The sequence below is a fragment of the Klebsiella huaxiensis genome (genome assembly GCF_003261575.2).
Taxonomy (GTDB): domain Bacteria; phylum Pseudomonadota; class Gammaproteobacteria; order Enterobacterales; family Enterobacteriaceae; genus Klebsiella; species Klebsiella huaxiensis.
The window spans coordinates 4,559,785-4,582,880 of sequence record NZ_CP036175.1; the positions used below are offsets into that span (position 1 = coordinate 4,559,785).

The 23,096-nt window shown below is 52.1% G+C and carries 22 protein-coding genes, 2 pseudogenes and 1 other annotated feature; of the genes and pseudogenes, 10 read left to right on the plus strand and 14 right to left on the minus strand.

Annotated features, from left to right (window positions below):
• Positions 1-21: 21 nt before the first annotated feature.
• From adk to DA718_RS21855, 7 genes are all read right to left on the minus strand, one after another.
• Complete coding sequence (gene adk / locus DA718_RS21825) at positions 22-666, minus strand: adenylate kinase (RefSeq protein ID WP_009653605.1); 645 nt, start codon at positions 664-666, stop codon at positions 22-24.
• A 177-nt stretch (positions 667-843) separates the two neighbouring features.
• Positions 844-2,718 (minus strand): molecular chaperone HtpG, encoded by a 1,875-nt coding sequence (gene htpG, locus DA718_RS21830; RefSeq protein WP_112214181.1) that lies wholly within the window; start codon positions 2,716-2,718, stop codon positions 844-846.
• Between the two features lie 111 nt (positions 2,719-2,829).
• Positions 2,830-3,435 (minus strand): recombination mediator RecR, encoded by a 606-nt coding sequence (gene recR, locus DA718_RS21835; RefSeq protein ID WP_004129946.1) that lies wholly within the window; start codon positions 3,433-3,435, stop codon positions 2,830-2,832.
• Positions 3,435-3,767: a YbaB/EbfC family nucleoid-associated protein gene (locus tag DA718_RS21840; RefSeq protein WP_110273692.1), complete on the minus strand. Its 333-nt coding sequence runs from the start codon at positions 3,765-3,767 to the stop codon at positions 3,435-3,437. Before DA718_RS21840 ends, recR begins: the two co-directional genes overlap by 1 nt.
• Before the next feature lie 57 nt (positions 3,768-3,824).
• Positions 3,825-5,729, minus strand: coding sequence for a DNA polymerase III subunit gamma/tau (dnaX, locus tag DA718_RS21845; protein ID WP_112214180.1), 1,905 nt, complete (start codon positions 5,727-5,729; stop codon positions 3,825-3,827).
• Positions 4,428-4,492, minus strand: a sequence feature (DnaX frameshifting element). It overlaps the preceding gene by 65 nt.
• Positions 5,730-5,821: 92 nt before the next feature.
• Entirely contained in the window at positions 5,822-6,373 is a 552-nt protein-coding gene (gene apt, locus DA718_RS21850) for an adenine phosphoribosyltransferase (RefSeq protein ID WP_110273694.1), read from the minus strand.
• 150 nt (positions 6,374-6,523) lie between these two features.
• Positions 6,524-6,901: a DUF454 family protein gene (locus tag DA718_RS21855; protein WP_110273695.1), complete on the minus strand. Its 378-nt coding sequence runs from the start codon at positions 6,899-6,901 to the stop codon at positions 6,524-6,526.
• Between the two features lie 69 nt (positions 6,902-6,970).
• On the opposite strand from DA718_RS21855, the gene priC reads away from it, so the two are divergent.
• The 3 genes and pseudogenes from priC to DA718_RS21870 form a co-directional block, all read left to right on the plus strand.
• Complete coding sequence (gene priC, locus DA718_RS21860; protein WP_112214179.1) at positions 6,971-7,498, plus strand: primosomal replication protein N''; 528 nt, start codon at positions 6,971-6,973, stop codon at positions 7,496-7,498.
• 14 nt (positions 7,499-7,512) lie between these two features.
• Complete coding sequence (gene rsmS / locus DA718_RS21865) at positions 7,513-7,704, plus strand: pleiotropic regulatory protein RsmS (protein ID WP_112214178.1); 192 nt, start codon at positions 7,513-7,515, stop codon at positions 7,702-7,704.
• Positions 7,705-7,740: 36 nt separating this feature from the next.
• Positions 7,741-8,001 (plus strand): annotated as a pseudogene (locus tag DA718_RS21870) (Rpn family recombination-promoting nuclease/putative transposase); the annotation flags it as partial.
• Positions 8,002-8,038: 37 nt separating this feature from the next.
• Here DA718_RS21870 and mscK read toward each other — a convergent pair.
• Both mscK and acrR read right to left on the minus strand, forming a co-directional pair.
• Positions 8,039-11,383 carry a mechanosensitive channel MscK gene (gene mscK / locus DA718_RS21875; protein ID WP_112214177.1) on the minus strand — a complete coding sequence of 1,115 codons (3,345 nt, stop codon included), beginning with the start codon at positions 11,381-11,383 and terminating at the stop codon, positions 8,039-8,041.
• Between the two features lie 130 nt (positions 11,384-11,513).
• Positions 11,514-12,164 carry a multidrug efflux transporter transcriptional repressor AcrR gene (acrR, locus tag DA718_RS21880; protein ID WP_112214176.1) on the minus strand — a complete coding sequence of 217 codons (651 nt, stop codon included), beginning with the start codon at positions 12,162-12,164 and terminating at the stop codon, positions 11,514-11,516.
• A 142-nt stretch (positions 12,165-12,306) separates the two neighbouring features.
• On the opposite strand from acrR, the gene acrA reads away from it, so the two are divergent.
• The 5 genes from acrA (at position 12,307) to maa (ending at position 18,483) form a co-directional block, all read left to right on the plus strand.
• Positions 12,307-13,500 carry a multidrug efflux RND transporter periplasmic adaptor subunit AcrA gene (gene acrA, locus DA718_RS21885; protein WP_112214175.1) on the plus strand — a complete coding sequence of 398 codons (1,194 nt, stop codon included), beginning with the start codon at positions 12,307-12,309 and terminating at the stop codon, positions 13,498-13,500.
• 22 nt (positions 13,501-13,522) lie between these two features.
• A complete protein-coding gene (gene acrB, locus DA718_RS21890; RefSeq protein ID WP_112214174.1) occupies positions 13,523-16,669 on the plus strand; it encodes a multidrug efflux RND transporter permease subunit AcrB in 3,147 nt (1,048 codons plus the stop codon).
• A gap of 481 nt (positions 16,670-17,150) precedes the next feature.
• Positions 17,151-17,525 (plus strand): Hha toxicity modulator TomB, encoded by a 375-nt coding sequence (gene tomB / locus DA718_RS21895; RefSeq protein ID WP_112214173.1) that lies wholly within the window; start codon positions 17,151-17,153, stop codon positions 17,523-17,525.
• Between the two features lie 26 nt (positions 17,526-17,551).
• Positions 17,552-17,770 carry an HHA domain-containing protein gene (locus DA718_RS21900; protein WP_110273703.1) on the plus strand — a complete coding sequence of 73 codons (219 nt, stop codon included), beginning with the start codon at positions 17,552-17,554 and terminating at the stop codon, positions 17,768-17,770.
• Between the two features lie 146 nt (positions 17,771-17,916).
• Positions 17,917-18,483: a maltose O-acetyltransferase gene (gene maa / locus DA718_RS21905; RefSeq protein WP_112214172.1), complete on the plus strand. Its 567-nt coding sequence runs from the start codon at positions 17,917-17,919 to the stop codon at positions 18,481-18,483.
• Here maa and DA718_RS30750 read toward each other — a convergent pair.
• Positions 18,452-18,559: pseudogene (locus DA718_RS30750) on the minus strand (hypothetical protein); the annotation flags it as partial. The gene maa and the pseudogene DA718_RS30750 overlap by 32 nt on opposite strands.
• A 61-nt stretch (positions 18,560-18,620) precedes the next feature.
• On the opposite strand from DA718_RS30750, the gene DA718_RS21910 reads away from it, so the two are divergent.
• Positions 18,621-19,088, plus strand: coding sequence for a YlaC family protein (locus tag DA718_RS21910; protein ID WP_112214171.1), 468 nt, complete (start codon positions 18,621-18,623; stop codon positions 19,086-19,088).
• Here the strand turns inward: DA718_RS21910 and pdxR are convergent.
• A complete protein-coding gene (gene pdxR / locus DA718_RS21915) occupies positions 19,066-20,520 on the minus strand; it encodes a MocR-like pyridoxine biosynthesis transcription factor PdxR (RefSeq protein WP_112214170.1) in 1,455 nt (484 codons plus the stop codon). The genes DA718_RS21910 and pdxR overlap by 23 nt on opposite strands.
• A 101-nt stretch (positions 20,521-20,621) precedes the next feature.
• Here pdxR and DA718_RS21920 point away from each other — a divergent pair, with 101 nt between their 5' ends.
• Complete coding sequence (locus tag DA718_RS21920; protein WP_112214169.1) at positions 20,622-21,329, plus strand: GNAT family N-acetyltransferase; 708 nt, start codon at positions 20,622-20,624, stop codon at positions 21,327-21,329.
• Here the strand turns inward: DA718_RS21920 and ykgO are convergent.
• The 3 genes from ykgO to DA718_RS21935 all read right to left on the minus strand — a co-directional run bounded on the left by ykgO (position 21,326) and on the right by DA718_RS21935 (position 22,914).
• Positions 21,326-21,466: a type B 50S ribosomal protein L36 gene (ykgO, locus tag DA718_RS21925; protein WP_003859006.1), complete on the minus strand. Its 141-nt coding sequence runs from the start codon at positions 21,464-21,466 to the stop codon at positions 21,326-21,328. The two genes, DA718_RS21920 and ykgO, sit on opposite strands and share 4 nt — an antisense overlap.
• Entirely contained in the window at positions 21,466-21,729 is a 264-nt protein-coding gene (locus DA718_RS21930; protein WP_110273708.1) for a type B 50S ribosomal protein L31, read from the minus strand. Before DA718_RS21930 ends, ykgO begins: the two co-directional genes overlap by 1 nt.
• Positions 21,730-21,840: 111 nt before the next feature.
• Positions 21,841-22,914, minus strand: coding sequence for a LacI family DNA-binding transcriptional regulator (locus DA718_RS21935; RefSeq protein WP_112214168.1), 1,074 nt, complete (start codon positions 22,912-22,914; stop codon positions 21,841-21,843).
• Positions 22,915-23,096 lie beyond the last annotated feature (182 nt).

Consider the following 23,096-nt stretch of genomic DNA (forward strand, 5'->3'; position numbering starts at 1 on the left):
GCAGGATGAGAACGGGCTGGATTAACCGAGGATTTTTTCCAGTTCTACGCGAACGTCAGCCACCGCTTTGGTGCCGTCGACTTTAGCGTATTGGGTGTTGCCCGCTTCGGCTTCTTTCTGATAGTAGCCGATCAGCGGAGCCGTCATCTGATGATACTCAACCAGACGCTTACGCACGGTCTCTTCCTGATCGTCTTTACGGGTGGTCAGCTCTTCGCCGGTCACGTCGTCTTTGCCTTCAACTTTCGGCGGATTAAATTTAATGTGGTAAACGCGGCCGGAGGCGGCGTGGACGCGGCGACCGATAATACGGTCAACGATCAGCTCGTCGGGAACGTCAAATTCCAGAACGTAATCAACGGCGATGCCTGCTTCTTTCATCGCGTCAGCCTGCGGAATAGTGCGCGGGAAGCCATCCAACAGGAAGCCGTTACGGCAATCTTCCTGAGTAATACGCTCTTTGACCAGGGCGATAACCAGTTCGTCGGTCACCAGCTTACCGGCATCCATGATGTCTTTTGCTTGTTTGCCCAGCTCGGAGCCAGATTTCACCGCGGCACGCAGCATGTCGCCGGTGGAGATTTGCGGAATACCGTATTTCTCCATGATGAACTGAGCCTGAGTTCCTTTACCCGCGCCCGGAGCGCCAAGCAGAATAATACGCATTACGAAAATCCCCTCAAAAGTTGATTCAATTCTTCAAAAAGCGCTAAACCATACCACCAGAACGCGGATGGCTCAAGGAAGGCGGGGCGGCTGAAACGGTTAATGGTGAGATATTTTACGTAGAGTGTGCCTGGAGGCCCTCACCCCGAAGGGTGAGGGTCAGGGTGAAGGTAAAGATTACGACGCCAGCAGCTGGTTCATACGGCGGATAAACTGGTTAGGATCTTCCAGCGTCCCACGCTCAGCCAGCAGTGCCTGATCGAGAAGCAACTCAACCCACTCGCCGAACTGAGCATCGTCCTGAGTGTCCGCCGCGCGTTTCACCAGCGGGTGGACCGGGTTCAGTTCAAAGATATATTTCACTTCCGGCGCAGCCTGGCCCGCAGCGGCAAACAGTTTCGCCATCTGGGTACTCATTTCATCTGCATCAGTCGTAACGATAGCGGGTGTATCGGTCAGACGATGGGTCAGACGGACTTCTTTCACTCGATCGCCCAGCAGCGTTTTCGCTCGCTCAACGAACGGCTCCAGCGCCTTCTCGGCTTCTTTGGTGGTTTCATCCACTTCATCCGTCAGCTTATCCAGCGACTCATCAGCTTTCGCGACCGACTGGAACGGTTTACCGTCGAACTCGGTCAGATAGCTCATCATCCACTCGTCGATGCGATCGGAAAGCAGCAGAACTTCGATGCCTTTCTTACGCAGCAGTTCCAGATGCGGGCTGCTCTTCGCAGCGGCGTAGCTGTCAGCAGTGATGTAATAAATCTTCTCCTGCCCTTCTTTCATGCGCGATACGTACTCTTCCAGCGACACGGTCTGCGCAGCGGAATCGGTATGCGTGCTGGCGAAGCGCAGCAGTTTGGCGATAGTCTGCAGGTTGGCGTTGTCTTCCGCCGGGCCTTCTTTCAGCGCCAGGCCAAACTGCTGCCAGAAGGTCTGATATTTTTCTGCGTCGTCTTTCGCCAGTTTTTCCAGCATTTGCAGAGCGCGCTTACTCAACGCCGTGCGCAGGTTGCGGGTTACGCTGCTATCCTGGAGAATTTCACGCGATACGTTCAGCGGCAGATCGCTGGAATCTACAAGGCCGCGCACAAAGCGCAGGTAATTCGGCATAAACTGCTCGGCGTCATCCATAATGAAGACACGCTGCACATACAGCTTCAAACCGTGTTTGTGATCGCGATTCCACATATCCCAGGGCGCCTGCGACGGGATATACAGCAGGCTGGTGTACTCCTGCTTACCTTCTACGCGGTTGTGGCTCCAGGTCAACGGATCGCTGTAGTCATGAGCAATGTGCTTATAGAATTCGTTGTATTCGTCGTCTTTAATTTCCGACTTATTGCGGGTCCACAGCGCCTGAGCTTTGTTAATTTTCTCCCAGGAGATAACGGTTTCACCGTCAACCTCTTCCTGCTTTTCAATCTCAACCGGCAGCGCAATGTGATCAGAGTATTTGCTGATGATCGAACGCACGCGCCAGTCGTTGAGGAAATCGTCCTCACCTTCGCGCAGGTGCAGCGTGATCTCCGTTCCGCGATCGGCTTTAGTGATGTCGGCAACCGTATAATCGCCTTCACCAGCAGATTCCCAGAATACGCCGTTTTCGGCGCTATCGCCCGCCGCGCGGGTACGCACGGTGACTTTGTCAGCGACAATAAACGCCGAATAGAAGCCTACGCCGAACTGGCCGATCAGCTGACTGTCTTTCGCCTGATCGGAGCCCATTGATTCAAGGAATGATTTGGTTCCGGATTTCGCAATCGTCCCCAGGTGATCGATAACTTCATCACGGTTCATACCGATTCCGTTATCGGCGATGGTCAGGGTGCGGTTGTCTTTATCAAATGAAACGCGCACGCGCAACTCGCCGTCGCCTTCATACAGATCCGGCTGGGACAGCGCGCGAAAGCGCAGCTTATCAGCCGCATCGGAGGCGTTGGAAATCAGTTCACGCAGGAAAATTTCTTTATTGGAATAAAGAGAATGGATCATCAGGTGCAGAAGCTGTTTTACTTCTGACTGAAAACCACGAGTTTCTTGTCCTTTCATCTAAATCAACCTCAACAATGCCATTGTTAATGGTAAAAAAACCGTTGAGTGTGAGATGGGGACAGAGAGGGAAATTTTCAAGCGGAGGCCCTGAAAAGCGCCTCCGTTTGATTAAAAACGAATCTTATGCCGCCCGGCGAGAGAGTGGGACAGCGTAGTGCCGTCAACCATTTCCAGCTCGCCACCAACCGGTACGCCATGGGCAATACGGCTCGCGTCTACGCCATACTGCGCGCAAAGCTCGGCGATATAGTTCGCAGTGGCCTCGCCTTCAACCGTAGGGTTGGTGGCGAGGATCACTTCCTGCATCGATTCGTCACGCAGACGCTGTTCCAGACGATCGAGCCCGATATCATCCGGCCCGATACCATCGAGCGGCGACAGGTGGCCCATCAATACGAAATAACGACCGGAAAATTGCCCGGTCTGCTCGATGGCGTAGATATCCGCCGGGCTCTCTACAACGCAGATCTGGCCGTTTTCTTTACGTCGCGGGTTGCTGCAAATATTGCACACTTCCTGCTCGGTGAAGGTGCGGCAATCGGCGCAGTGGCCGATTTCCGACATCGCGCGCGTCAGTGCCTGCGCAAGGCGCATCCCGCCGCTGCGGTCACGCTGCAGCAGGGTAAACGCCATACGCTGCGCCGACTTCGGGCCAACACCCGGCAGGCAGCGCAGCGCTTCCATCAGCTGAGTTAACAGCGGACTGGTTTGCATCAGAACGGCATCTTAAAGCCTGGCGGCAGTTGCATACCGGAAGAGACAGAAGCCATTTTTTCTTTCTGGGTCTCTTCAATGCGGCGAGCGGCATCGTTGAATGCAGCAGCCACCAGATCTTCCAGCATGTCTTTGTCGTCTTCCAGCAGGCTTGGGTCAATTTCAACGCGACGGCAGTTGTGCGCGCCGTTGATGGTCACTTTTACCAGACCTGCACCGGATTCACCGGTCACTTCCAGCTTGGCCACTTCTTCCTGCATCTGCTGCATTTTTTCTTGCATCTGCTGGGCCTGCTTCATCAGGTTACCCAGACCGCCTTTTCCACCAAACATAGGCTTCTCTCTCAGTAAGTCGTCGTTAAGGATGATGATCGCAAGTTTAACTTGCAATCAAATGGGGCGGATACTTTCTTCATCCAGGTCCGCATCAAAGAACCGACGCAGCGTCTGGATGTTGTTATCCGCAATAATCGCTTCACGCGCCTGCGTGAGCTTTTCTTCATAAATTGCCTGCCGCCATTCAAGCGGCGTGCGCATCGCGGGATTATCATCTTCCACGATGGTCAATTCAACCGGCGTACCGTACAAAATACCCAGCGCTTCCGCCAGCTTTTGCTGCGCGCCCGCCGAGTTCAGATGGCGCTGGCTCGGCCGTAAGTGCAGGCAGACACGGTTACCCTCCTGCTCTTTCCATGCGTTGAGAGCCACCTGCTCCACCAGCTTCGGTACCGCGAGCTGGCTAACTTCCGCCGCCCAGCTATCCCGCTCGACCGCTTCGATGGCCAGCTTAGCCGCCAGTTCTGGCGTTTTTTCATGCTCCAGTGCTTTTTTCAGCGCTTTCGGCGTTGCAACTTCTTCTTTTACCGTTTCAACAATCATCGTCGATTTCCAACGGTAAGCTTCTTTTTTCGCCGGAGCTTGCTCCAGAGCGGCAACTGCCGGACGCGCCTGTACGCGCTCGCTAATCGAACTCAGTCGTTCCAGCGCGGCATTATTCACCGGCCGCGCGCGGGAAGCGGCTGCCGGTTCACTCTTTTTTGGGTTGGGTGCTCCCTGGCTACGCTGCAGCTGACTGCGGGCCGCCAGCACCTGGCTGGTGGTCTGCGGCAAATTCTGCGGCGGCGGTGGAGCAGATACCGGGACGGACTGCTGTACAGGTGCGGCCGGGACCGTTTGCGCCGGAGGGGCTTCCGGTTCCGGCAACGGCATGCGCGGGTGGAATGCCAGCGCCCGCAGAAGCGTCATTTCAACACCCATCCGTCTGTCCGGCGCGTACGGTAGCTCTTTGCGGCCAATCAACAACGTTTGATAGTACAGCTGAACATCGGTTGGCGGCACGGTCCGCGCCAGCTCGCGCATACGCAGCTCTATCGCCGCCATATCCGCGCCGAGCGCCGACGGCGAGAGCTGGACCATTGCAATACGGTGCAACAAACTTTGCATCTCGACCAACAGGGCTTCCCACTCGACACCACGAGCAGCCGCCTCATTGACGCCCGCCATCACGCGTTCGCCATCGGCAGCCACCAGCGCTTCAATCAACGAGAGCGCCTGATCGTCATCAAGAGTGCCAAGCATGGTGCTGACAGATTCTGCGGTCAGGTGGCCATCGCCGCTGGCGATAGCCTGATCGGTCAGGCTCAACGCATCGCGCAGGCTACCATCCGCCGCGCGTGCGAGCAGTTGTAGCGCCCGAGGCTCAAAAGCAATCTGTTCTTCACCGAGAATATGCTCTAACTGATGACGGATCTGTTCAACATCCAGCGCCTTGAGATGAAACTGCAGGCAGCGGGAAAGAATAGTGACCGGCAGCTTTTGCGGATCGGTCGTCGCCAGCAGGAATTTAACGTGCGCAGGCGGCTCCTCTAGCGTTTTTAGTAACGCGTTGAAGCTGTGGCGCGACAGCATGTGGACTTCATCGATCAGATAGACCTTGAAGCGACCACGGGCCGGTGCGTACTGGACGTTATCCAGCAAATCGCGGGTATCTTCGACTTTGGTGCGCGAGGCGGCATCGATCTCGATCAGATCGACAAAACGCCCTTGCTCTATTTCTCGGCAGTTATCGCAGACGCCACAAGGCGTGGCAGTAACGCCGGTTTCACAGTTTAACCCTTTCGCCAATAAGCGAGCGATGGAGGTTTTACCCACCCCGCGGGTACCGGAAAAGAGATATGCGTGATGAATGCGCCCTAACGATAAGCCGTTCGCCAGTGCGGTCAGCACATGTTCCTGGCCGACGACGTCAGCAAAGGTTTGTGGGCGCCATTTACGGGCTAAGACCTGATAACTCATGGGCTGGCTCTGAAACGCTGGAAGGTGAAATCACGAGGGGGCCATGCTATCACAGCCCCGCCCAATCAGCGAGGCTATGTGTCGGGAAATGCTTAGTGGCCCGGGAAGGGAACCAGGCTGTAGCTGTTGATTCCCAACTTCTCCAGGCGCTGTTCGCCGCCCAGATCAAACAGATTGATAATAAAGGCTGCATCATGTACTTCACCGCCCAGACGACGGATCAGCTTCACGGTCGCATCGATGGTGCCGCCGGTCGCCAGCAGGTCGTCAACCACCAGTACCTTGTCGCCTTCTTTAATGGCATCAACATGGATTTCCAGCTGATCGGTACCGTATTCGAGCTCGTAGCTCTCCGCGATGGTTTCACGCGGCAACTTACGCGGCTTGCGCACTGGAACAAAGCCAACGCCCAGCGCCAGCGCAACCGGTGCGCCAAACAGGAAACCACGCGCTTCGGTGCCCACCACTTTGGTAATACCCGCGTCTTTGTAGCGCTCTGCCAGCAGTTCAATGCTAAGCGCGTAGGCTTTTGGGTCTTCCAGCAAACTGGTGACATCACGGAAAAGGATACCAGGCTTCGGGTAGTCCTGGATGCTTTGGATGCTGTTCTTCAGATATTCAAGCTGCTGTGCAGTTGCGGTCATAAGTTTATGCCTGATTAAAACGGTGTTACTCACGGGCATGACAAACGGGCCAAAGAAACATTTGTTTAACCTTTGACCAGTCGTACCCGCGCTCGAAAACGCCAGAATTTACTGTCTGTCAGCGACAATTGCAACCATCATTATTGTGCATCAGTGCTTTTGTTGCTTTGCATCAACCACCGGAATGCGCCACATAAATATCAGCAGACAGGTGAGAATCACCAGCAGCAGGATGCGCACCCACGTAAGATTAACCAGCCACAGGGAAATGGCAAAGGTCAGCAAAATCATCACCACCGCCCGAGGTTTAGCTCCAGGCGGCATAGCGCGGTATTTCTGCCAATGGCGCAGGTAGCCACCAAACCACGAACGGTACAGCAGCCAGTGGTGAAAGCGCGGCGACGAGCGGGCAAAACACCAGGCCGCAAGCAGGATAAACGGCGTCGTCGGCAATAAGGGTAAAAACACGCCCAGCGTTCCTAATGCTACCGCCAGCCAGCCAATGATGATTAAAATAATACGTGGCATAATGCGAATCGTTATCAAAAAGATAACGCTAATGTAGCACAGTTGTTTATCTGGGTAGGGAGGAGTTATTTGAAAACGGCCCGGCTTTTACACTCGCTGGAAAATCAACTGGCAGCGCTGGCAACGCAAGTTGCGCCACTGGCGGATCACGCGACGCTCAGCCCACGCTTCGATCGCCAACTGTTCCGCACCCGCAGCACGCAAATGCAGGCTTATCTGGATGAAGCCAACGAATGCTTCACCGAGCTACAGCAGGCAGTCGAACGCCAGCAACTGCCGCAGGTCACCTGGTTGGCGGAACGTCTCGTTGCCCAGATCGCCGCTATCAGCCGGGAAACGTCAACCTGGTCGCTACGCAACTGGGATAGCGCTTCACCCACACTAAACCGTTGGCAGCGCCGACGTCTGCAGCATCAGGAATACGAACGTAGGCTGCTGGCGATGAGAAACGATCGCCAGCGTCAGCTCGCGCAAGCCACAACCTTTGATGAACAGCAGCGGTTGGCAAAAGAAGTGGATGCCTATGCCGGACGTCTGGCCCGCTGTCGTGACGCGCTGGAGAAAATCGAATACGTACTGGCACGTTTAACCCGCTAAGTGGAGGAAGAAATATGTCGCTGGAAAACGCATCAGACGAGGTCAAGCTAGCGGTCGATTTAATTATGTTGCTTGAAGAGAATAATGTCCCAGCGCAAACCGTGCTAGCTGCGTTGGAGATTATTCGTCGTGACTATGAAAACAAAGTAAAAAGTGCGGAAGAAGCCTCTCAAAACACGCAAAACACGCAAAACACGCAAAAGTAGTCTATTACCGGATCGTTGAAGGTGCCAGAGGTCAGCTATATCCTGCAGGCGGGAACCACGGAAAAGCCCGAGCCTCTCATTCGCGAGCTGGCGAAACAGTCGCCCAGGCATAAGGAGCCACTGATGACGATTGCCGAATGGCGGGAAGAGGAAGGTCGTAAAAAAGGTTTACTGGAAGGCCGTCAAGAAATCTCGCGCAGCATTGCCCTGAAAATGCTCGCCAGCGGGCTGGATGCCGGGATGATAATGGAAATGACCGGACTGAGTCAGGAAGAACTCTCCTCTCTCACCCCATAAAACTAAGAGGGGCGGCATGCTTACCGCCCCAGTAACCTTAACCTATCGCCGGAGCCGCATCGCCCCCATTTGCATCACGCTTCACCTCAGTGATTTCATCGCCCTTCTCATTACGCAAATGAACTTCCAGTTGGTTAAAGGCGATATTGATATCATTCTCCCGACACAAGCGATCGATAGCGCGGTTTAATTCATCTACCGCGTAGCTACGATCGCGCAGTTCGCGCACGTACAGGCGCAGTTCGTGATCGAGCGTACTGGCACCAAAGGTGGTAAAGAAGACCGACGGCGCGGGCTCTTGCATCACTTTAGGATGCTCATGCGCAGCCTGTAGCAGAACTTCTTTCACCTTATCCAGGTCGGAACCATAGGCCACGCCCAAGCGGATGACGACGCGGGTCACGGTGTCGGAAAGCGACCAGTTAATCAAACGCTCCGTAACGAAGGCTTTATTCGGGATAATCACTTCTTTGCGGTCAAAGTCAGTGATCGTCGTGGCGCGGATGCGGATCTTACTGACGGTGCCGGAGAACGTACCGATGGTCACCGTATCGCCAATACGAACTGGGCGTTCGAACAAGATAATCAGACCGGAGACAAAGTTACCAAAAATTTCCTGCAGGCCGAAGCCTAAACCAACCGACAGCGCTGCTGCCAACCACTGCAGCTTATCCCACGAAACGCCCAGCGAACCAAAGACTGTCATCGCGCCAATAACAATAATGGCGTAGTTCAGGATCGTGGTAATCGCATATGACGCCCCCTGACGCATATTCAACCGTGAGAGCACCAGGACTTCCAGTAGCCCTGGTAGGTTGCGAATTAACGCCCAGGCCACCATGGACGCCACAATCGCAAACAGCAAGCTGCCCATGGTGACGCTTTTTATGGCACTGACCCCGGCCTCTGTACCGTTGTAGTGCCAAAGCGTAATACTGTCGAGATAAGCAAAAACGGTGATCAGATCCGACCAAATAGCCCAGAACAACACGCCGAACAGCGCGATCATTACCAACATCGTAATACGCAACGTCTGCTGGTTAACCTGCTCCAGTGCTATCGTCGGTTCCTCCTGTGGCTCAGCGCCTTCGGCCCCTTCTTTAACCAGGTGCTGACGGCGCGCCAGCGCCCGACGCCAGGCGATGCGTCGGGCAGCTACGCTCAAACCACGCAGCACGGTCTGGTACAGTAGATTCCACAACATCACCAGATAAACGGTTTCAATCCAGCGACCCGCAAGACGCAGCGTGGTGTAGAAGTAGCCCGTTGCCGTCAAAATCATCAGCGCAATCGGCACAATCGACAGTACGGTCACGGTGATTAGACGCAGACCGTGGGACTCTTTATCTCGCCAGCTTTCACGAAATATTGGCCAGACGAGAACCGCAATCAGCAGCAGGTTGAGGAAAATAACGAACTGCCCCAGCACATCGTCCATCAGATGCAGCGGCGACAGTTCCGACATCACCGACCAGAAATTCAGTGGCAGTAGCGCAAGGCTGACGCGCACAATTTGCCGCCGCCAGTGGCTGGTCAACTGTGATGGCATATTGAAGTGGCTCACCGCCACGCCGTCTTTTTCCAGCACCTTCCAGCACAGGCCAAATACCAGCCAGAAAATCGCCAGCTTTTTGCTATAGGCCCACAGCAAATCGCTGATATTCAGCTGCATCGTTAGCAGAATCAGACCAATGGCCAGAATCAACAACACCACTGGCAGCGCTCGAATCAGATCGATGAGAATCGCTTTCGGCGTATGAAGCTGAGTGTCATTGCGTAGTTGTCCGACCTGCGATGCCAGCTTCGCCTGATACGCTTTAAGCCATTTCAGACGCCAGCGAATCAGCCCGGCAATCAGCAATAGCGGCAAACCGGCGAGAAATGCAATAAATACCGCAGGCCAGGCCTTTTCCCAGTTTACGGTGATTTTCATCGCCTTAAACTGACCTTGCAGCGCTTCCGGGAAGGCTTTAATCCATTCCCAATCCATCGGACGGTTACTGTTGACCCAGAAAATCTGCTGCGTCAGGATGGCTTTGAGGTTGGTCGAGACGCTCATTAACTGCTGCTGGTTGATTTGCAGGTTAATCGCCATCATCAACTGATTGCCAAGCTGTTTATTAAACTGATCGAGCAGCTCCCGGCGCATATCAATCAGCTCCAGCAGAGCATCATGCACTTCGGGGTTAACATCGCTGCTATGCCCTTCTTCCAGTTTCGCAACGTAAGCATCACTCTGGAACAACGCGTCTCGCTGCTGGTTAACCTCAAACTGCTCAAGGCGCAGGTCAGCGATGCGGTTAGTCATATCGCTCAGTTCATCCGCCGAGGGCAGCGTCTGTTGTTGCTGGTAAAGAATGCGCGACAGTAACAGGCTGCCTTTCAGCACCGAGATCTGCTCTTTAATATCGCGTTCAGACTGTAAAGCGCGATCGAGCCAGGTCTTTACCTTGATATTACGCTGGACCAGCTGATTGCCGTTTTCCGTTGCTGAAATAAGTTTTTCACTAAGCTGATGGTTAATATCCAGCTCTTGTTTCACCAGCGGGTTAGTCTGAATCTTTGCTGCTTCATCTGGAGAAACCGCCTCCTGAGCAGTCTTCTCAGTGAGCGTTAAGCGCTTAGTGTTGACAGCTTCTTGCAATAACTGAAGCTGATGCTGTAAACGGTTACTATTGGCGGTAACATAATCACGCTGCTTTTGCAGGGTATCCTGCAGCACCGTGTTGCCTTCCAGACTTTTGCGCTGCTGATCGATCTGCGCGTTCAGTAAAGCCTGCTGTACCAGCAGCAAATTCTGCTGAGTGGGGCGCAACGCTTCCTCGCCTGTCGAAGTGCCATTCAGACGATTACGGATTTGCTGGAGCTGCTGAGAAGCTGAATACATCGCATTTTGCACGCGCTCCGGCTGTGTCTGCAGGGAGACTAACTGGCTGTTATAAGTTGCCAGATCGTTCTGTGCATTTTGTAGATCGTCCAGCGTCTGAGAAACGCGCGATTCCAGCTGACGCAGTGACAAGGAGCTCAACGTTTTTCGCGTCGCCTCATCATCAGTAGCATCGCTCAATGCATTCAGGCTATCGATGGCCTGATTCATTTTAGCAGGGGCCTGAGCGACCTGCTGACGCAGTTGGGCCGTTTCCGACTTTATGCGTTCAATTTTATCGAGAGTTTCCAGTGTCTGAGTCAGGTCCTGCTGAACCAGCTTATCCTGCGGGGTCAGATCTTTTTGCTTATTCAGCGTGTTGAGTTGACTTTGGACTTCGGCACGTTCAGGTAAATCAGCCGCTAGCGCCTGGTTGACGCTGATACAGCCGACGAAAAAAATCAGGGTAAAAATAAAAGCGGAAATGGCATTTCGCCAACGGATAGTATGCAGCATAGTGTTAACATGAGTGGTTGCAAAAGCCGGAGAATACCGGGGATCGTCGCAGCGCGAAGGATAGCACTTATGACATCGCGCGAATAGCGGCGAAAAGCAGGAAATATTGGCTATTTCTCTGCTGACGCGCTTAAGCTTCGACTCCTTCTGGAGCTCGTAGAGAAGGGCAGAATTGATACATTTCGAGCAGCGTCGCGACGTACTCTCGCGCATCTTTTTGCAGATCGAAGGCGTTCGGCGCCAATAGCCAGTTTTCCATCAGGCCCGAAAGATAGCTGCGCATCAGTATTGCCGCTCTCCGGGTGAGCAAATTGGCAGGCAACATCTTTGCCGCAATACATTCCTTTAATGTTTGTTCGATGCGATCATAGCTCTCCAGGCACATACTTCGCTGAGCCTGTTGAAGCGTTACCATTTCACCAACGAATTCACATTTATGGAAGATGATTTCCATCATCAACCGCCTGCGTTTTTCTGTCACAGTGGCTTCAAGGATATACACTAAGATCTCGCGAACGACTGACAGTGGATCGTTAGGGAATTTTGCCCGATACTCAACTTCGAGGTCACTAATACTGGCTTCCGAAAGTACCCATATTTCATTAAATAAATCTGATTTATTTTTGAAATGCCAGTAGATAGCGCCCCTTGTCACGCCAGCGGCTTTTGCAATTGCGGCCAACGAGGTGGATGATACGCCTTGCTGCGAAAACAAACGCAGAGCAACATCCAGAATCTGTTGCCGGGTCTCAAGCGCCTGTTGTTTGGTTTTTCGTGCCATAGGTCGATGAGTTTACAGAGGTTACGTTTACATACATTTGTGAATGTATGTACCATAGCATGACCATAATAGAAACACAGCAGTGGGTTTGTGGTCGATTGAGCCACTGAACAATTTGAAATTGGACACTCGAGGTTTACATATGAACAAAAACAGAGGGTTAACGCCTCTGGCGGTCGTTCTGATGCTCTCAGGCAGCTTAGCGCTAACAGGATGTGACGACAAACCGGCTCAGCAAGGGGCCCAACAAATGCCGGAAGTCGGTATTGTGACGCTCAAATCCGCTCCGCTACAAATCACAACTGAACTGCCAGGTCGCACCAGCGCTTATCGCGTTGCGGAAGTTCGCCCTCAGGTCAGTGGCATTATTCTGAAACGTAACTTCACTGAAGGCAGCGATATTCAGGCTGGCGTGTCTCTTTATCAAATTGATCCGGCGACCTATCAGGCCACCTATGAAAGCGCAAAAGGTGATTTAGCAAAAGCGCAAGCTGCGGCAAATATGGACCAGTTGACGGTAAAACGTTATCAGAAACTGCTAGGCACTAAATACATTAGCCAACAGGATTACGATACTGCCGTTGCAGCCGCTCAGCAGAGTAATGCTGCAGTGGTCGCCGCCAAAGCTGCTGTAGAAACTGCACGCATCAATCTGGCATACACCAAAGTCACCTCTCCTATCAGCGGTCGCATTGGTAAATCCGCTGTAACCGAAGGCGCCCTGGTGCAAAACGGCCAAACCACTGCGCTGGCTACCGTGCAGCAGCTTGATCCTATTTATGTCGACGTGACTCAATCAAGCAATGATTTTCTGCGTTTAAAACAAGAGTTAGCCAACGGCAAACTGCAGCAGGAAAACGGTAAAGCGAAGGTTGAGCTGGTCACTAACGACGGCCTTACCTACCCGCAGGGCGGTACGCTGGAGTTTTCCGACGTCACCGTTGACCAGACTACCGGCTCTATCACGCTGCGCGCTATCTTCCCCAACCCGGATCACACTCTGCTACCTGGAATGTTCGTCCGTGCACGTCTGGAAGAAGGTGTAAACCCTGATGCTATGCTGGTTCCTCAGCAGGGCGTAACTCGTACGCCACGCGGTGATGCGAGCGCCATGGTTGTTGGCGAAGGCGATAAAGTCGAAGTCCGTCAGATTACCGCCACTCAGGCAATTGGCGACAAATGGCTGGTCACCGAAGGTTTGAAAACGGGCGATCGCGTGATCATCACTGGTCTGCAAAAAATCAAACCAGGCGTACAGGTAAAAGCGCAGGAAGTCGTTTCTGACGATAAACAGCAAGCCGCTGGCAATGCTCAGTCAGAACAACCCAAGTCTTAACTTAAACAGGAGCCGTTAAGACATGCCTAATTTCTTTATCGATCGCCCCATATTTGCATGGGTGATCGCCATTATTATCATGCTGGCTGGGGGACTTTCGATCCTCAAATTGCCGATAGCGCAATATCCAACGATTGCGCCTCCGGCAATTTCCATCACAGCCATGTACCCCGGTGCTGATGCAGAAACCGTGCAGAACACCGTAACTCAGGTTATCGAACAGAACATGAACGGTATCGATCACCTGATGTACATGTCATCAAATGGCGACTCCACTGGTACGGCGACAATCACCCTCACCTTTGAATCCGGTACCGATCCGGATATCGCTCAGGTTCAGGTACAGAACAAGCTGGCACTTGCAACACCGTTGTTGCCGCAAGAAGTACAGCAACAGGGTATTAGCGTTGAAAAGGCATCCAGCAGCTTCCTGATGGTTGTCGGCGTTATCAATACCAACGGCACCATGAATCAGGATGACATTTCTGACTATGTTGCTGCCAACATGAAGGATGCCATTAGCCGTACCAGCGGCGTAGGTGACGTGCAGCTATTTGGCTCCCAATACGCCATGCGTATCTGGATGGATCCAAACAAACTGAACAACTTCCAGCTAACGCCGGTTGACGTGATTAGCGCCCTGAAAGCGCAGAACGCCCAGGTTGCGGCAGGTCAGTTAGGCGGTACGCCACCGGTGAAAGGCCAGCAGTTGAATGCCTCCATCGTGGCGCAGACTCGTCTGACTAATACTGAAGAGTTCGGCAACATTCTGTTGAAGGTCAACCAGGATGGTTCCCAGGTTCGTCTGCGCGATGTCGCGAGGATTGAATTGGGTGGTGAAAACTACGATGTCATCGCAAAGTTTAACGGCCAGCCGGCTTCCGGTCTGGGGATTAAACTGGCGACTGGTGCGAACGCCCTGGATACCGCTAACGCCATTCGTGCTGAGCTGGTGAAGATGGAGCCGTTCTTCCCTTCAGGACTGAAAATCGTTTACCCATATGACACCACTCCATTCGTTAAAATATCTATTAACGAAGTGGTGAAAACGCTGGTTGAAGCGATCCTGTTGGTGTTCCTGGTCATGTACCTGTTCCTGCAGAACTTCCGCGCGACGCTGATTCCGACGATCGCGGTACCGGTTGTATTGCTGGGGACCTTTGCGATACTTGCTGCGTTTGGCTTCTCGATAAACACCCTCACTATGTTTGGTATGGTGCTCGCCATCGGTCTACTCGTGGATGATGCCATCGTGGTGGTGGAAAACGTCGAGCGTGTTATGGCTGAGGAAGGGCTACCGCCGAAGGAGGCAACGCGTAAATCAATGGGCCAGATTCAAGGCGCATTGGTGGGCATCGCGATGGTGCTTTCGGCAGTATTTATCCCGATGGCCTTCTTCGGCGGCTCTACCGGTGCGATTTATCGTCAGTTCTCTATCACTATCGTTTCGGCCATGGCGCTGTCGGTACTGGTAGCGCTGATCCTGACCCCGGCGCTTTGCGCCACGATGCTTAAACCCGTCGCGAAAGGCAGCCATGGTGCAACCACCGGCTTCTTTGGCTGGTTTAACCGCATGTTTGATAAGAGCACGCATCACTACACCGATAGCGTAGGCAACATTCTGCGCAGTACCGGTCGTTATCTGGTGCTATATCTGATCATCGTAGTGGGAATGGCTTGGTTGTTCGTGCGTCTGCCAAGTTCCTTCCTGCCAGACGAAGATCAGGGCGTGTTCCTCAGCATGGCGCAGCTACCTGCCGGGGCAACTCAGGAGCGTACGCAAAAAGTTCTGGATGAGATGACCAACTACTATCTCACCAAAGAGAAAGACAACGTTGAATCAGTATTCGCCGTTAACGGCTTTGGTTTCGCGGGTCGCGGACAAAACACCGGTATCGCGTTCGTTTCTCTGAAAGACTGGAGTCAGCGTCCAGGCGACGAGAACAAGGTTGAGGCGATTACAGGTCGAGCAATGGGCTACTTCTCGCAAATTAAAGACGCAATGGTCTTCGCCTTTAACCTGCCAGCTATTGTCGAACTGGGTACCGCTACCGGCTTTGACTTCCAGCTGATCGATCAGGCTGGATTGGGTCACGAAAAACTCACTCAGGCACGTAACCAGCTCTTTGGCATGATTGCGCAGCATCCTGACGTATTAAGTGGCGTTCGTCCAAACGGCCTGGAAGATACACCGCAGTTTAAGGTCGATATCGATCAGGAAAAAGCGCAGGCTCTCGGCGTTTCGATTAGCGATATCAACACCACACTGGGTTCGGCCTGGGGTGGTAGCTATGTCAACGACTTTATCGACCGTGGTCGCGTCAAGAAAGTCTATATCATGTCCGAAGCCAAATACCGTATGCTGCCAGAAGATATTGGCAACTGGTACGTGCGCGGTAGCGATGGACAGATGGTGCCGTTCTCCGCCTTCTCCACTTCACGCTGGGAATATGGATCTCCGCGTCTGGAACGCTATAACGGTCTGCCATCAATGGAAATCCTCGGTCAAGCAACGCCTGGTAAGAGTACCGGTGAAGCAATGAACCTGATGGAGGAGCTGGCGGGCAAACTGCCTTCTGGTATTGGCTACGACTGGACCGGTATGTCCTATCAGGAACGGTTGTCCGGCAACCAGGCACCTGCGCTCTACGCGATCTCGCTGATTGTCGTATTCCTGTGCCTGGCGGCATTGTATGAGAGCTGGTCAATTCCGTTCTCGGTCATGCTGGTCGTTCCGCTCGGGGTTGTTGGTGCACTGCTGGCGGCAACTTTCCGCGGGCTGACTAATGACGTCTACTTCCAGGTTGGTCTGCTAACAACCATTGGTCTGTCGGCGAAGAACGCGATTCTTATCGTTGAATTCGCCAAAGACCTAATGGATAAAGAAGGTAAAGGCCTGATTGAAGCGACGCTCGAAGCGGTACGTATGCGTCTACGTCCGATCCTGATGACCTCACTGGCATTTATCCTGGGGGTAATGCCGCTGGTTATTAGCTCTGGGGCAGGCTCCGGTGCGCAGAACGCCGTAGGTACTGGCGTAATGGGCGGGATGGTGACCGCGACGGTTCTGGCTATTTTCTTTGTACCAGTATTCTTCGTGGTGGTTCGCCGCCGTTTTAGCAAGAGAAATGAAGATATTGAGCACAGCCATACGGTTGAGCATCACTAATCTCCCCTCTAAGGGCCGCATTTGCGGCCCTTTCCTTTTCTATCTATATTAAGCGCACTCATTGTCATTGTTTATTTTGTAGCCTGTTATATAATATTTAATGATGAGTTCTGCCATATATCTCTGTTTTTTTCATCCACTGATTTGTTACCCTGACCTAACTAAGAATATTCTCAATCACTGACATTGTGTATGGTTGTCCGACAACAACCACAAAAATGCTCAGCTAACCCGATGAAATATAAGGTTTGCTTTCATTTTTTCCGTTGAAACTAATGTTGCTATATAATAAAGCGCACAGTGTTTAAGATAAATTAACCGTGATAATTGTAATTTTTCGTAATAGCACGGTGAAATCTTTTTGAGAGTGGATTATAGTTAAAACAGCAAGATTACATTGTATGTGTCAGGTCTGTTAGTCGTGTTCATCCCACAACGGTGCTGTTAGTCGTCGTTTAAACCACTTAAAAGGGGATGTTTTATGGACGAATACTCGCCAAAAAGACATGATATTGCGCAGCTTAAATTTCTCTGCGAAACCCTGTATCATGACTGTCTTGCAAACCTTGATGAGAGCAACCATGGCTGGGTTAATGACCCGACTTCGGCTGTCAATCTTCAACTAAATGAATTGATCGAGCACATTGCCGCATTCGCACTTAATTATAAAATTAAGTATGCTGAGGATAATAAACTGATTACTCAGCTTGACGAATACCTGGATGACACTTTCGTGCTGTTCAGCAACTACGGCATTAACACAACAGATCTACAGAAATGGCGCAAATCAGGCAACCGGTTATTTCGTTGCTTCGTGAACGCCAGTCGGGAAAACCCGGCAAGTCTTTCTTGTTAGTATTATTACAATCAAAAGGTGAATTTATGTCTGATAAAACATTAACCAAAATAGACTATTTGATGCGTTTACGACGCTGTCAGACAATTGATACGCTGGAACGCGTAATTGAAAAAAACAAATATGAACTTCCCGATAATGAACTGACGGTATTTTACTCAGCAGCTGACCATCGTCTTGCTGAATTGACGATGAATAAACTGTACGACAAGATCCCTCCCTCAGTTTGGAAATTTATCCGCTAATATATTTCAAATGAAAGACAAGCAACAGGTAGCGCCTCCCCCTTCAACAGCAATAAATGTGATATCAATCACATATATTAGCAAGTGGCGCATATGAAACCGGTTTCTTTTTATACTATGGCGGCATTTACGATAAGGAAAGCCCCATGAGTGAAGAGAAACATAAAATGATTGCCGGTGAGCCGTATCTACCCGGTGATGCTACCTTGCAAGCAGACCGTCTGCGTGCCAGGCAACTGCTGCATCGTTACAATCTTTCAGCACCGGAAGAGCATGAATTACGCAAATCATTACTGGCCGATCTCTTTGGTCAAGCTAATGATGCCTATATTGAACCCACCTTCCGCTGTGACTATGGTTACAATATTTTCCCGGGTAAAAATTTCTACGCTAACTTTGATTGCGTCATGCTGGATGTCTGCCCAATTCATATTGGTGATAACTGTATGCTGGCTCCCGGCGTGCATATCTACACCGCAACTCATCCACTGGATGCCATCGAACGCAACAGCGGTAAAGAGTACGGCAAACCGGTGGTCATCGGTCACAATGTCTGGATTGGCGGTCGGGCAGTCATCAATCCCGGAATCACGATTGGCGACAATGCCGTCATTGCGTCCGGCTCCGTGGTAGTGAAAAATGTCCCCGCAAATGCCGTCGTTGGCGGAAACCCGGCACAAATCATAAAAATGCTGCCAAGCGAAGGACTGTAACTGTTATGCTTTTTCGCAACTGATCTGTTACTTTTCCCTGTGATTTACGCAACATAAAATAGCCTTCAGGCTGAGCCCAAATTGCATCTTGTTCTTCAAGCATGCATCCGGGCTCTTAGCAGAATTTGGGGAATAAGATGACAGAAATACAGCTGCTGCTGAAGAACACCATTGATGAGCTTAATGTAAAGGAGAAACGCGACAACCGTCCGCGTTTTAGTATTAGCTTTATTCGCAATCATCCATGGCTGTTTGTCGCAATGTATGCCGCCTTCCTGGCTACGCTCATCGTGATGCTACGTTCAGAAACATTGGTAGATTCTGTCTGGCTGTTAATCGTACTGTTCGTCCTGCTCAACGGCTTCTTCTTCTTTGACGTCTATCCGCGCTATCGCTATGAAGACATTGATGTTCTGGACTTTCGCGTTTGTTACAACGGCGAGTGGTATAACACGAGGTACGTCCCTGACCAATTGATAGAGAGAATCCTGCAATCACCACGCGTCGCCGGTGAACAAAAGGCTCAGTTGCAAAAAATGGTCGATACCAAGGGTGAACTTTCGTTTTACGATGTGTTTTCCCTTACCCGCGCCGGCACTGCGTAATAAGACGATTTAGCGTCCGCACCGCAGGAATGAAATGCGAAGCGGACGTATTACCGTAGCCCAAAACCAGTCCACTTTTCGCATTTTTAACATCAAGATAAAAACGGCTTAATGCCGCTGGTGCCTGCTGAAACTGGCGAGCCAACTGAACAAGTGCTTCATCATCAATGCCTTCGATAGCGACCGTCAAATGCAACCCACCTTCTCCACCAAAGAGCTCATAAGGTACCTTAAGCTCCTCTGCCAAAACCTCCCGTAATTGCTGCTGACGTTTACGATACAAACGACGCATGGCCGCAAGATGGCGCGCGTAATGTCCCTCTTCGATAAATAACGCCAACGCCCGCTGCTCCACCCTGTGTCCACCGCGCAATAGTGCACCAATCGCTCCCTGAGCCGCATCAGCCAACGCCGAGGGCATCACCACAAAGCCAATGCGTAGCGCGGGAAACAACGTTTTGCTGAAAGTCCCGAGATACACTACCGGTGCCTGTTTGACCATTCCCAACATTGCCGGAATCGGTTCGCCGCTGTAGCGAAACTCGCTGTCATAATCATCTTCAATAATCCACGTATTTTGCTGGCGTGCATACTCCAGTAACGCCAGTCGTCGCCCTGCGCTCATGACTGCGCCACAGGGATATTGATGTGAAGGTGAAGTGAAGATCAATCGCGGGGCCTTACTTTCATCACTCATATCAGGCCGCATGCCTTCACAATCCACTGGTACACCTTTCATATGAAGCCCGGCTTTGAGAAACATACTTTTTACCCCCAGGTAGCCAGGTTCTTCCACCCAGGCGGTATCCCCAGTTTCGCCCAGCAGATGCGTGCATAAATTGATACCTTCCAGTGCACCCTCCGTAATCACAATTTGTCGGACATCGCAGCAAATCCCTCGCGATAGCGCCAGATGACGGGCAATCGCCTCGCGCAGAGCAGGTTCACCTTGCGGGTCACCATAGCCCAGCAACGCGGTCCCCTCTTCACGCAATATTCTGTCGAGAAGCCGACGCCAGAGGGGAAGAGGAAAATAGTTAACCGCAGGCATTCCCGGCGTAAAGAGCAACGTGGGCGAATCACGCCGCATGCCCCCAGGCAACCCCTGTAAGCGCTCGGGAAGCGCGATTGCGTGCACCTCAACATCACGCTCCCCCTGAGACGTCAAAGGCGCTACGTGCGTCCCCTGACGGCTGCGTAGCAAATAGCCCTCGATGGCCAATTGCTCAAGCGCGCTGTTGATCGTGTTACGCGAAAGCCCTAACCGCTGAGCCATAGCACGTGAGCCGGGTAAACGGCTATTGCCTGCCAGTCGCCCCTGCAAAACGGCCTCACGCAGCAGTTGATACAGCGCACGCTGCAAGGTTTCACACCCTCTACTGCGCAGGCCGTGCTCCAACAAAGTAAAAAACGCATCGTCTGGAATATTCATCGCGGCTCCTCGTGGCACCATAAAAACATACACCCTTGGTACTTTTTATAGAACCAATAAGCTCTTAATCTCATTGCATTCGCCCAAACAAGGAAAACCGCATGAGCCTCCTTAACCAGTTTAATCAACCTGTTGGTACTGCCCTGCCCGATTGGCAACCTCGGCCCCACCCCGAAAAACAAAATCTGCAAGGGCGTTTTTGCCACCTTGAGCCTTTAAGTACACAACACGCCAGCGCACTATTCGCCGCCCACCAGCTAGCCCCAGATACACGCAGTTGGACATGGTTGCTGCGCGAACCAGATAACAGCATTGAGGAGTACCGCACGTGGATTGATAGCGTTGCCGGACTGGCCGACCCCATTCACTTTGCGGTGATTGACGGGCGGACAGGTCTCCCCGTCGGGTCACTGGCGCTGATGAGAATTGATGCAAAAAACGGCGTTGTTGAAGTCGGTCATGTCCACTTCTCACCGTTACTAAGCCGGACGGCGATGGCAACCGAAGCGCAGTGGCTGCTGATGCGTTACGTTTTTGATATTCTCGGCTACCGCCGCTATGAATGGAAATGTAACAGCCTGAACGAACCCTCACGCCGGGCAGCGCTACGTCTGGGGTTTCAGTATGAGGGGCGTTTTCGTCAGGCTCTGGTGATAAAAGGCCACAACCGCGATACCGACTGGTTTTCCATTATCGATGACGAATGGCCTCAGATTGATAACGCTATGCAGCAGTGGCTGGCCGCCGACAACTTCAACGACGGCCAACAGTTGCGCACGCTGGAGAGCTTCCGCAAACGGGTAAGTTAACGTCTTTTCTTACGTCCCTGCACGGCTTTAAAGCGGGGATTGCTTTTGCAGATCACGTACAGCCGCCCTTTGCGCTTAACTATCTGACAATCCGGGTGGCGCTGTTTGGCGCTACGTAACGAGTTGAGTACCTGCATTATTTGCTCCTTTTCGCATCGATAAAACCACCGAAGCGCTGGCGGAAGCGTGCGGTGCTGCCTTCATTATTGAAAGCCTTCTGTTTACCGGTGTAATACGGATGCGATTTGGATGACACATCAAGCGTCACGTACGGATACGTCTCACCTTCGAGCTCAATCTCACGCTCGGTCCTGATGGTTGAACCGACTTTAAAGAATTCGTTGGCACTGGTGTCGTGAAAGACCACGGTACGATAGTGCGGATGAATGTTGGGTTTCATAGCGACCTCGATCATTACGTTATAACATAACAATACGGTACGCCGAGTTAATACAAAGATCAACCATGAGAACGAAAAGGGTAATGGGCGACGCAGGCCGCCCGTTGCAGATTAGGGATTCAGCTGATGCGCTAACGCCCGCAGCTGTTCGGCTATGGACTGCAGATCTTTACCGGGCTCCGTTTTCGGCCCGGTAGAATGGCGAATAACCAGTCGTGCGGGGAGAATAGAGGAAGTATGCAGCGTTTCGTTATCACCGCTATCAAGGATGCGGCGCACAGCCTCTTTACCTTGTAAATCGAGGTCTAGCGAAACAGTCGTCAGCGCCGGATAGAAGAATGAACTTTCATAGGTATCATCGTAACCAATCACCGATTTCTCCCCCGGGATCGGCACCTGATGCTGATGAAAAGCGCTCAGGACACCCAATGCCATCTGATCGTTTCCCACCAGCACTGCGGTGAAGTTCGGTGTCTCGCGCAGCATTTGCAGCGCACCGGCGTAACCACTCTGAGCATCCCAGTTGCCACGAACCACTGTAACAGGTTGCAGGCCATAGCCCTCAAGTGTTTCCATCCAGCTTTTCAAACGTAGCTTTGCCGATACCGAGCTTTCCGGCCCGGCCAGCAGCGCGATGTCCCGATGCCCCATTTCATAGAGATATTTGACGCTCGCTCGGGTGCCATCCGCCGGGTTAAACGAAACGTTAAACACAGAACTGTAGGGATCGACATCTAAAAAAAGACAGACAATATCATCGTTGTCATTGGCTATTTTCTGGGCCTGTTCGGTCTCCAGAGGCACGTTAATAATAACCTTATCCACCAGCTGAGACTTCAGCTCGTTAATAGATTCTTGAATACTTTGGTTGACGCTCTCATCAATCATTGAGATGAGCACCTGATAGCCCTCAACGTTCGCGTAGCGTTTTACCGCTGCGGCTACCTGGGAAGGTGCGTGCAATGCGAGGGAAATGGTGACCAATCCCACGGTATGGCTTTGCTTACCTACCAGCTGTTGCGCCAGACGGTTAGGGACATAGCGTAGCTCTTCAATGGATTTCTCCACCTTGCTGCGCGTGGCTTTGGATACATTAGCAGACTTGTTGAGTACCCTGGACACGGTCTGATAGGAGACGCCCGCATGGCGAGCAACGTCTTCTAAGGTCGCGCTTTTAGACTTCATGGTCCGGTTCCTTATGTTGTTATCCCTGGATTGTAACAGGGGCAATTTGAAAAAACGCTCATTGCCGCATCCCCTGAGCAACAACAACCAATAAAAGTATGACGCTCACAATACAACAAATTGTGAATAGACTCACTACTCGTAACAAAACCTGCTTATTTATTTGCAGTTAATCACACTAT